We start from the raw sequence: 11,162 nt of genomic DNA on the forward strand, positions 1-11,162 counted from the left end.
TAACTTCTAGAAGTGGGAGGGTTGGGATAACAAACCCCTACAAAATTTCCATCATCTGTACATCTGTGAAAAAATCCTTGTCTTGCTCCTCTCTAACAAATTCTTGGTAGAAAGAAGGTACTTATGCTGAAGTCAAAAAAAGGTTCAAAGCAAAAATATTTTGTGAGCAACTGTCAAAATTTTTAGCCCATAAAATCTTAGTTTTAAATTCTATAAGTGGGAGGGTTTGGAGACATTACCCCTACAAAATTTCCATCATCCGTGCATCCGTGCCCAAATCCGTGTCTTGCTCTTGTCTTGCTCTTGTCTTGTTCCTCCCTAACAAATTCTTGGCAATTGGTCTCCTACTAACATATCTACAATACGCTCGGTGCCGAAGGTGGTTTGCAACAATAAAATTCCAGGAGGAGAAGCAATAACTTCCCCCACAATAGCAGCATCAATACCCGCAGGATGAGATTTCATTGCTGCCAAAACAGTTTCCGCCTTTTCTCCAGGCACCATTGTGACTAATTTACCTTCATTGGCAAAATATAAAGGGTCGAGACCGAGAATTTCACAGACTCCCTGCACCTCCTCCCGCACTGGTAGAGAAGATTCAAAAAGTCGTATCCCTACTTCCGAACTCATAGCAAATTCATTTAATACTGTTGCTAAACCCCCACGGGTAGCATCTCGCATCGCCCTAACTTCCGGACAAACATCAAGAATAGTATCAACCAAACCATTCAAAGGTTGAGTATCGCTGTTAACTTCCGTTTCTAAAGCTAAGTCTCCACGGGCGATCGTAATAGCTGCTCCGTGGTCTCCAAGATAACCATTCACAATAACGGCATCCCCTGGTTGAAGATTTTGGGCAGAAATAGAAACGCCGGAGCGAATTACACCTACCCCCGCAGTATTGATAAATAATTTGTCCGCAGCACCTCGGTGAACAACTTTTGTGTCTCCAGTGACTATCTTTACTCCAGCGACATCTGCTGCTGCTTTCATACTTTTTGCTATTTCTCGGAGAGAGTCAATAGGAAAACCTTCTTCAATAATCATTCCGCAGGAGAGATATAAGGGTTTTGCCCCACTTACAGCTAGATCGTTAACAGTACCGTTGACTGCCAGTTCGCCAATATTGCCACCAGGAAAAAATATGGGGTCAATTACATAAGAGTCGGTAGTAAAAGCGAGTCTGTCTCCTTGAGCAGTAAAACTTGCCAGGTCAAATGTTGCTTGGTCTTCTAGTTGAGATAGGGTGGGGTTGTCAAAGTTGCTGACAAAAATATCTTCTATCAGGTCGCGCATTGCTTTGCCACCGCTACCGTGAGCGAGAGTAATGTTGGTGTCGCGCACTTTTGTCGGGCGACGTCGCGCTCGTTCAATTTTTTTAAATAAAGGATGTTGTGTGGGTTCGTTGGAAGTAGAGTTTGTCATTTCAGTTATCAGTTATCAGTTATTATATTATGTTCGGTTAAATAGTTATTATAATTAAAGTTCGTAGTATAGCTCTCAGCCCTATCTACAGTTCGGGCTGAGAGCTATACTACAAACAAAAAATTTATTATAAGTGATTATCCGCAATTCGTAGCTCCCCCGGAGGGGGCACATGATATTAGTTATTAGTAGCTCCTACTTACTTAGGTAGGAAACTTTAAAGTTGGAAATTTCTTTCTACAAAACTTCATCTGGGTTAATACCTCTTTCTCTGAGAATTTCTGTCAGTCTATCTGCCCGTTATTTTTCTTGTTCGGCACGTTCATCTACAGATTACATTACTTCTTAATTATTGAATTTTCAGGCGACATAATCTTACCTTTTCTATAATATTGGCTCCCATTTTTTCATAGAAGTTAATACCTTGAGAATTGTTAATATTAACAGTCCAATCAATTCTACCGCAACCCGTTTCTTCAGCTATTTGATATAGACGAGTCATTAAAGCTTTACCAATTTTTTGACCTCGGTATTCTTCTTTTAAATATAAATCATCCAGCCAAATTCCAGGTTTAGCTAAAAATGTAGAATAAATTCGATGATAACTAGCGAAACCTACAGTTTTTCCTTCTACTTCAGCTAATAAAATATAAGTGAGAGGAGTTGTGCCGAATAGATCGTTATTTAGTTGTTCGGTTGTTGCTTTTAGAGATTCGGGACAGCCGTCAAATTTTGCTTTTAAATAGAGCAATTCCATAATTTTTTTTATGTCACTGGGAACTGCTTCTCTGATTACTATTTCTGTATGAAGCATAATTTTTAGATGGCTATTTATTTCTAAATAATTTGAATTGTAGCAGTTGCTATTAGTATGATGATATAGCAATCCTATTTTATTCGTGTCAAAAATCTTACTGCTTTTTAGGGAACAGAGAATAGGAAACAGGTAAGAATTTAAGTATTTTTTATTTACTTTTTGATTACCCGCAACCTATGCGCGGATTGCTATATTCTCCGTCGATCTTAAATTTAGTCCGTACTGCAAATTTAGGGGCAAATTCCAATTCGCCCCTACTAATACCATGTCCGCTTAATTAGCGATAAAAAAACTTTCCCCTCCTAATATATTCTTTTTTCCAACACTTCTCTCTCCTGATTCCTGAGTTCTGACTCCTGCCTAATTACTGCTAATTTTTACCAGAAAATTAACTATTATTTTCTATTATTTTCTACTTTTTCTGCATGACGACCGGGATGTTTATCAATATGAAGTTGACCGCCGACTGCCCAATTTTCTCGACGAAATTCGTCTATATGAACTGTTACCCATTCTGGTTTTGTTCCTAAAGTAGAAACAACAGTATCAGTCACAGCTTTTGCTAGTTTACGTTTTAATTCAACGGAATGACCGTCAGCAATTTGAATTGTTATAAATGGCATAATTTTTTCCTCCTAATTTGTTTATATAGCAATCCTATTTTATTCATGTCAAAAATTTTACTGCTTTTTAGAGAACACTGAACTGATAACAGGTAACAGGTAAGAGTTTCAGTTTTTTTATTTACTTTTTGATTTGTCAAAACCTATTTAGGATTACTATAGCAATTTCCATGCTAGTGAGTTAAAAAAATGTTGGTTTTAGGGACTAGGCAGTAGCAATTCGAGAAATAGAGAATGGAGAAGAAGAAAAACAACTTTACCTGAGTAATACCGTTTCACGGAAGTCAAAAGTCATGCATTAAGATTTTGTAGGGTAACAACTTTGACGCGCTCAGTAATTTCAGGCAGTTATTTCACTTATGGGTTTTTAAACTATTTGTGACATCTTTAAAATGAATTAGTATAACTTAAGAAATACTATATTTGTTAAATTTTTCCTTTTCTCTCAGTTGCGGAGTTAAGATGCCACCACTTCAGCTTTTTTTCCTTTTTCTTTCTTAAACAACCGACCATATTTATAATAAGCAGCACAAGCGCCTTCAGAGGAAACCATGCAAGTGCCGATAGGATTTTCTGGAGTACAAGCAGTACCAAATACCTTACATTGCCAAGGTTTCAAAACACCTTTGAGAATTTCCCCACATTGGCAAGCTTTAGCATCAGCAACTTTTTTGTTAGGCACACAAAACTTGACCTCAGCATCAAAACAGGCATAAGCATCAGTAATTTTTAACCCAGACTCAGGAATATCTCCCAAACCACGCCACTCAAACTTTTCTCGCACTTCAAATACTTTGCCCATTGCTTCCAGTGCTACCCTATTACCACCTTCTTTCACCACACGACTATATTGATTTTCTACCTCACAACGACCTTCTAGCATTTGTTGTAACAACATCCAGATAGACTGCAAAATATCCAGAGGTTCAAATCCTGATACGACCAAAGGTTTATGATATTTTTCCAAAATGACGCGATAGGGTTGAGTACCAATAACCATACTCACATGACCAGGTCCGACAAAACCTTGCAATTCTAAATCTGGGTTACTCAGTAACGCTTCTAGAGCGGGTACAACCAAAACATGATTGCTAAAAATGCTAAAGTTGTTGATGCCTTCCGCTTCTGCTTGCAAAATAGTTAATGCTGCACTGGGGGCGGTAGTTTCAAAACCTAAACCAAAGAAAATTATCTCTTTGTCTAGGTTTTCCTTAGCTATCTTCAAACTATCCAGGGGCGAATAAACCATCCGAATATCTGCACCTTGAGCTTTTGCCTGCAACAAACTTTTTTTGGAACCGGGCACGCGCATCGCATCACCGAAAGTGGTAAAAATAACGTTGAGTTTTTCCGACAAAGCGATCGCGTCATCTAATCTACCCCTTGGCATGACGCAAACCGGACATCCCGGGCCATGTATTAGTTCGATATTATTAGGTAAAACTTCCTCAATGCCATATTTGAAAATAGAGTGAGTGTGACCGCCACAAACTTCCATTATTTTTAGTGGGTGTTCTGTGGTGTATCCTAATTTTTGGCTGAGTTTATCAATTTCTCTTACTAAACCTTGCGCTTTGTGGGGGTCGCGAAATTCTTTAATGTATTTCATCTATTTTTTCTGTTTCTGTTGTAAGTTGTCATATTGTAGGTTGGGTTAAGCGCTAGCGCAACCCAACTAAAGTATCTATAATTTTATTTACTGGGTATATTGGTATATTCAATTTTCTATGTAAGATAAGCTCCGAAAATGGTTCGTCAAACAAACTTAATATCTCTTGATCTGTTGGGTTTCGTTTCCTCAACCCAACCTACATCTACTAACAAATCAGTTATCGGAAATAAATATCATAATAATACGTTGGGTTTCGTTCCTCAAGCCAACTTACATCTATGTACTGAATATGCTGGGTCTCATTTCTTCAACCCAACCTACCTTTTAATTCATTACCGCAGCAACTTCCTGCAATAATTTCAAAGTTTCTGTTGCCTCTTCCTCATCTAAACGGTTCATGGCAAAACCCACATGAACTAACACCCAGTCACCAATACATGACTCAACCGGATGTTTTTCATCAACTATGCAGGCAATATTAACCTCTCGTTTCACCCCACTAATATTAACCGTTGCCAACTTATGCTCGGCATCAGTTATTTCTATAATTTGACCGGGAATACCTAAACACATTTTTCTTAAATTAATCAAACTTTTACTAAAATCAAAATTTTTTCAAATCCGCGTATTCGTACCCAAATCCTTGTCTTGCCCTCCCATTCTAGCAGCAACGATCGCTACTTGACCCAAAGATAAACCCCCATCATTAGGTGGAACTTGACTGTGAGTCAACACTTCCAAACCCATTTTAATTAGGCGATCGCTTACTCCTTCAAGTAACAATTTATTTTGAAATACTCCACCAGTCAAAGCGACTTGATTAAACTCACAACTCTGATGCAATTCAGTTACCATCTCAGAAATAGCTATCGCTAATCCTTGATGAAATTTAGCTGCCATCAGAGCCGGAGTAGCACTTTGTTTTGTATCTATCAGTAAGGATTGCCACATCGGCTGTGGCATTAGATAAGTAAGAGGGAATTTACTATCTTGCTGTAAATTTAACATATTAAATTCATAACCCTGGATTTCTTCAGCATCATTTAATAAATACTCTGTTGCCAAAGCCTCTAAATTTATCGCAGCTTGGCCCTCATAACTAGAAGATTCTCGGCAAATTCCAATCGCAGCAGCAACCGCATCAAATAACCGCCCGCAAGAAGAAGCTAGGGGGGAATTAATCTTTTTTTGTATCATTTGATTCAGCAAAGTCAGCGGTTTTGTTTGGAAAAAATTAAATAATTCTAAATCTTCATAATTCTTAAGAAAATCTAAACCAAAAGCAGCGACCAAATGGGCATAAGTATTTCGCCAAGGTTGATAAATTGCCTGTTCCCCTCCAATCATTGCGACAGGTTGAAAAGTTCCTAAACGTTGAAACTCGCGATAATTTGCTAATAAAAATTCTCCGCCCCAAATAGTTTCATCTTCCCCATAACCCAATCCATCTAAAGCAATTCCTAAAACTGACTGACAATCAATATCCAATCCATTTTCTGCCATGCAAGCTGCAATATGACTATGATGATGTTGCACTTCAATTATTTTTAAATTATTAGCAGCAGCCAAATCTTTACCCAATTTTGTAGATAAATATTCTGGGTGTTTATCCACAACAATTGCATTCGGTTCCGCCTCTAATAAACCTAAAAAAAGATTCAAAGTTTGTTGATAAGCTGTGGCAGCCAAACTATTTTCTAAATCTCCAATATGTTGAGACAAAATAGCTTGCCCATCACGGAATAAACAAAAAGTATTTTTTAACTCACCTCCCATTGCCAAAATAGGAGGAATATCGGCAAATCCTGGAGGCAAATTAATTGGTGCAGGAGCATAACCACGGGCGCGACGTAATACTTGAGGGACTTCCTGAATAACTCGCACCACAGAATCATCAACCCGATTAAAAATAGGGCGATTATGTATGAGAAAATAATCAGCAATTTCTGATAGTTTCTCCCGCATTTCTTCATTATCAATACACTGAGGTTCATCAGAAAAATTGCCACTTGTTAATACTATGGGAACATTTAAACGACGCAACGCTAAATGATGCAATGGTGTATATGGCAACATAAAACCTAAAGTATTTTGTCCGGGTGCAACACTGGGTGCTAACTGTTGCGCAATAGTTTTTTCCAACAACACAATGGGAGCAGCTACACTTTCGAGTAAATTCTGTTCCGTTGCACTAATACTGCAATATTCAGAAATTACATCAATATCTCGCGCCATCAACGCTAAAGGTTTATCGGGGCGACGTTTGCGAAGACGTAATTTTTGCACTGCTTCCTCATTGGTGGCATCGCAGGCAAGGTGAAAACCGCCTAACCCTTTAATAGCAACTATCATTCCTCGTTGGATGAGAGTGCAAACCGCATCCACATCATCCAACATTGAGAACATATCGGCGGTGACTGGTTTCCCATCTGCTCTTTCTAACCAAGCTTTCGGTCCGCAAATATGACAAGCAGTAGGTTGAGCGTGGAAGCGACGGTTGAGGGGGTCCGAATAATCTTGCTGACATTCTGGGCAAAGGTTAAAATCTGCCATCGTTGTATTTTTGCGGTCATAGGGTAATTTTTTGATGATACTGAGGCGAGGTCCGCAGTGGGTACAGTTGGTGAATGGGTAACGATACCACCGACTCAAGGGGTCGAATATTTCACTTTTGCAGGTGGAGCAGGTAGCAGCATCGGGCGCTATTTTGGTACGAACGGTGTTGTTGGTGCTGGAAGCGATGATAAAGTCTGGGAAATTTACGTTTTCCAGAGGGTGGCGCGTAATGGTTTCGATGTGGGCAAGTGGAGGGCGTTCAGAATGTATTTTTTCGATAAATTGGTTAATGACAGAGCGATCGCCCACAACTTTGATTAAGACACCTTGTCCGTCGTTACTAACTTCACCGCGCAAACCTAATGTTTTAGCAATGCGGTAGACAGTAGGGCGAAAACCGACACCTTGCACAGTGCCATAGATGCGAATTTGTTCTGCTGTTTGAGACATTATAGATAATGATAATTGAGATTTTTGATTATAGCTCGTAGTTGGGCTAAAGCCCTACTACAAACATCAGATTTATGAATGTGGGTAAGTTGGAGTCAATGAAGACCTCTCCCCCAACCCCTCTCCTGCAAGGAGAGGGGCTTCCGTCCCCCCCCCTTCCCTTGCAGGGAAGGGGGTTGGGGGGTTAGGTTTTACCCACAATTTTAGTTGAGACGCGCTTACAGATATAATATTAACAACATTCCTAAAATCTGAAAAGTTATGATCGACAAACTTGACGAATTACTTAAATTAGCAAAGCAGAGGTACAGAATAACACTTACTGCAGTTGAGCAAAAGTTATTAAAGGCTATTGTTAAAGGAGAAGTTGCTGATTATCAAATTAAATCCCCAGAACTTACTTTGCTTAAGGAAGGGTTAGATTTAGAACTGTTAAAAGAACAGTTAAAAAAGTTAGATGATGTAGAAAAATTGGAAGATTTGGAGGATTTAGGTTTAGAGAAGTTAAAGGAGTTAGAAGAGTTAGAACATCCAGAACAGTTAAAACAATTATTAGCAGCGATCGCTAAGGAAAAGGAATTTAATAATCCAGCTACAGCAGAATCATGGGGAGAAAAGCGGATATTATCGGCTAAGTTTATTGAGTGGTTATGTACAGATGTGGAAGCTTTTCAATATTTTTCTAATCATGGTTTACAGGTTCGTGGAGCTAAGATTTCGGGGGAATTAAATCTTGAGTTTGTTAAGTTTGAAAGTTTATTGTATTTCACAAAATGTGTTTTTACAGAAGAGATTGTTCTCAAGGGAGCGAAAGTAGAAGAAGTCAAGTTTGATGGTAGTCATGTTGTTGGTATTGAGGCTGGGTCGATTGAAGTTAGGGGGGGTTTATATCTGAAAAATGGCTTTCAAAGTAACGGTAAGGTAAGTCTAGCTGGGGCTACTATTGGTGGTCAACTTGTTTGTGTTAGGGATCATTTTTCTAATCCAGAAGGCACTGCGCTCATTGCTCAGAATATAGAAGTTAAAGGTTCTGTCTTTCTGGGTAATGATTTCAAAGCTGAGGGTATGGTCAGTCTATTAGAAGCTACTATTGGTGGTCAACTCTCTTGTATTGGAGGTCATTTCTCTAATCCAGAAGGAATTGCACTCAATGCTCAGAATATAGAAGTCAAAGGTGATGTCTATCTGAGTAATGGTTTCAAGGCTGAGGGTAGAGTCAGTCTATATGGAGCTATTATTGGTGGTGGACTCTCTTGTCGTGGAGGTCATTTCTCTAATAAAGGAAAAAATGCACTCAATGCTCAAAACACAGAAGTCAAAGGTGATGTCTATCTGAGTAATGGCTTCAAGGCTGAGGGTAGAGTCAGTCTATCTGAAGCTACTATTGGTGGTGTACTCTCTTGTATTAAAGGTCATTTCTCTAATAAAGAAGGAACTGCGCTCAGTGCTGAGAATATAGAAGTTAAAGCTGATGTCTTTCTGAGTGATGACTTCAAGGCTGAGGGTATAGTCATTCTATATGGAGCTACTATTGGTGGTACACTCTCTTGTCGTGGAGGTCATTTCTCTAACAAAGGAAAAGATACACTCTTTGCTAATAGTATAGAAATTAAAGGTTCTGTCATTCTGAGTGATGGTTTCAAGGCTGAGGGTAGAGTCAGTCTATCTGGAGCTACTATTGGTGGTAAACTTAATTGTAGCGGAGGTCATTTCTCTAATAAAGAAGGAAATGCGCTTGTTGCTGAAAGTATAGAAGTTAAAGGTTCTGTATTTCTAAGTAATGACTTTAAGGCTGAGGGTGTGGTAAATATATTTGGAGCTACTATTGGTGGTGTACTCTCTTGTCGTGGAGGTCATTTCTCTAATAAAGGAAAAGATGCGCTTTTTGCTAATAATATAGAAGTCAAAGCTGATGTGATTCTGGGTAATGATTTCAAGGCTGAAGGAGAAGTCAGTCTATCTGGAGCTACTATTGGTGGTAAACTTTCTTGTAGTGGAAGTCATTTCTCTAACAAAGGAAAAGATGCGCTTTTTGCTCAGAGTATAGAAGTCAAAAGTTCTGTCATTCTGAGTGAAGGTTTTAAGGCTGAGGGTAGGGTCAGTCTAGCTGGAGCTACTATTGGTGGTGTACTCACTTGTATTGGAGGTCATTTCTCTAATAAAGAAGGAGACGCGCTCTTTGCTCAACGTATAGAAATCAAAGGTTCTGTCTTTCTGAGAAATGGTTTTAAGGCTGAAGGTAACGTAAGTTTATCTGGAGCTACTATTGGCAGTCAACTCTCTTGTAGCGGAGGTCATTTCTCTAATAAAGGAAAAGATGCGCTCAACGCTAATAATATAGAAGTCAAAGGTTCTGTCTTTCTGAGTAATGATTTCAAAGCTGAGGGTGAGGTAAGTCTCTCTGAATCTACTATTGGTGGTGAACTCTCTTGTCGCAAAGGTCATTTCTCTAATCCAGAAAAATACGCGCTTGATGCTCAGAATATAGAAGTCAAAACTAACATCAGTCTAACTAATGGCTTCAAAGCTGAAGGCAAAGTCGATTTAACAGCAGCAAATATTAAAGGAAATCTTGACTGCACTAATGGCAACTTTTCTAACGAAAAAGGAAATGTTTTATCTGCTGAAGGAATGAATGTTGAAGGAGATATTTTATTAGATAAAGGAACTTTTCAAGGCAATATTTACTTAGTTAGTGCCAGAGTTGACGACACATTAAGTATGGTCAAAATTCAACAAGAAAAAGTAACCTTCCCCCTATATTTACGCCTCCTATATCCTTTGATTAAAAATATAAAAAATTAACCAATTTCATCACTACTTCAAACAGAATATCAAAGAATAGAAACTCACTACATGAAAATAGACCTACAATTTGCCAGAATAGGACGCCTCCGAGACGACGAACAAAGTTGGCCTCAAAAAAACAATATAAACCTTGATGGTTTCATATATCAGAAACTTGGAACAGACGATAATATAAAAGTTCTGAAAGATGCCAAAACCCGCCTCAAATGGCTGAGACTTCAACCCGAATTTTTTCCTCAAACTTATGAACAATTAGCCGAAGTTTTAAAAAAAGAAGGCGATCCAGATGCCGCCACAGAAATATTAATTCATAAAGAAAGAGACATTCGACCAAAACTCAACAGATTAAGTAAATTTTGGAATTACTTTCTAGACGCAACAATTGCTTATGGCTATAAACCCACACAAGCATTAGTTTGGAGTTCTCTTTTTATATCCTTTGGTTGGAATTTATTCGCTTTAGGTTATGACAATTGTTCCAACTCAATATCCAATAATAAATGCCTATTTTCACCAGCTTCAGAAATTAGTCCGTATACTGAAGAAACTAACGAGAAAAAGATTGATATAGACTATCCAGAATTTAATTTCTGGTTATATTCATTAGATACATTCATCCCCATAGTTGACCTACATCAACAAACATATTGGCTGCCAAATTCTCAAAAAGGTATAGAAATTCCATTAATATTATTCAAAGTAAAAACTGGTGCTTTACTTCAATGGTATTTATGGGTTCACATAGTTTTTGGTTGGATATTAACATCTCTCTGGGTAGCTGGTTTTAGTGGTTTAGTTCGTGGTTAAGTTGTCATTATTTGACTATGATACCAAAGATTGCCATGGGGGGTAATGATTGGAGAGACCAAAA

9 protein-coding genes are annotated in these 11,162 nt (G+C 38.4%); 3 read left to right on the top strand and 6 right to left on the bottom strand.

The window, feature by feature from the left end:
• Nucleotides 1-318: 318 nt before the first annotated feature.
• Nucleotides 319-1,425, bottom strand: a complete 1,107-nt coding sequence (hypE, locus tag ACP6PM_RS16540) for a hydrogenase expression/formation protein HypE (protein WP_426586467.1) — start codon at nt 1,423-1,425, stop codon at nt 319-321.
• 223 nt (nt 1,426-1,648) lie between these two features.
• Between hypE and ACP6PM_RS16545 the strand changes: the two genes are divergently transcribed.
• Nucleotides 1,649-1,774: a hypothetical protein gene (locus ACP6PM_RS16545; protein ID WP_426586469.1), complete on the top strand. Its 126-nt coding sequence runs from the start codon at nt 1,649-1,651 to the stop codon at nt 1,772-1,774.
• On the opposite strand, the gene ACP6PM_RS16550 is transcribed toward ACP6PM_RS16545, so the two are convergent.
• From ACP6PM_RS16550 to hypF, 5 genes are all read right to left on the bottom strand, one after another.
• Entirely contained in the window at nt 1,775-2,239 is a 465-nt protein-coding gene (locus ACP6PM_RS16550; protein ID WP_426586471.1) for a GNAT family N-acetyltransferase, read from the bottom strand.
• Nucleotides 2,240-2,637: 398 nt separating this feature from the next.
• Nucleotides 2,638-2,865, bottom strand: coding sequence for a tautomerase family protein (locus tag ACP6PM_RS16555; protein WP_426586473.1), 228 nt, complete (start codon nt 2,863-2,865; stop codon nt 2,638-2,640).
• A gap of 457 nt (nt 2,866-3,322) precedes the next feature.
• The gene (hypD, locus tag ACP6PM_RS16560) at nt 3,323-4,474 is read right to left on the bottom strand and encodes a hydrogenase formation protein HypD (RefSeq protein WP_426586474.1); all 1,152 of its coding nucleotides are present in this window, start codon (nt 4,472-4,474) and stop codon (nt 3,323-3,325) included.
• Nucleotides 4,475-4,801: 327 nt separating this feature from the next.
• Nucleotides 4,802-5,050: a HypC/HybG/HupF family hydrogenase formation chaperone gene (locus tag ACP6PM_RS16565; protein ID WP_426586476.1), complete on the bottom strand. Its 249-nt coding sequence runs from the start codon at nt 5,048-5,050 to the stop codon at nt 4,802-4,804.
• A gap of 42 nt (nt 5,051-5,092) precedes the next feature.
• Entirely contained in the window at nt 5,093-7,483 is a 2,391-nt protein-coding gene (gene hypF, locus ACP6PM_RS16570) for a carbamoyltransferase HypF (protein ID WP_426586478.1), read from the bottom strand.
• A 261-nt stretch (nt 7,484-7,744) separates the two neighbouring features.
• Here hypF and ACP6PM_RS16575 point away from each other — a divergent pair, with 261 nt between their 5' ends.
• Nucleotides 7,745-10,288, top strand: coding sequence for a hypothetical protein (locus ACP6PM_RS16575; protein WP_426586480.1), 2,544 nt, complete (start codon nt 7,745-7,747; stop codon nt 10,286-10,288).
• A 51-nt stretch (nt 10,289-10,339) separates the two neighbouring features.
• Nucleotides 10,340-11,098, top strand: coding sequence for a hypothetical protein (locus ACP6PM_RS16580; RefSeq protein WP_426586482.1), 759 nt, complete (start codon nt 10,340-10,342; stop codon nt 11,096-11,098).
• Nucleotides 11,099-11,162 lie beyond the last annotated feature (64 nt).

Origin of the sequence: Dapis brunnea BLCC-M229, assembly GCF_050015995.1 — a bacterium.
GTDB lineage: Bacteria > Cyanobacteriota > Cyanobacteriia > Cyanobacteriales > Microcoleaceae > Trichodesmium.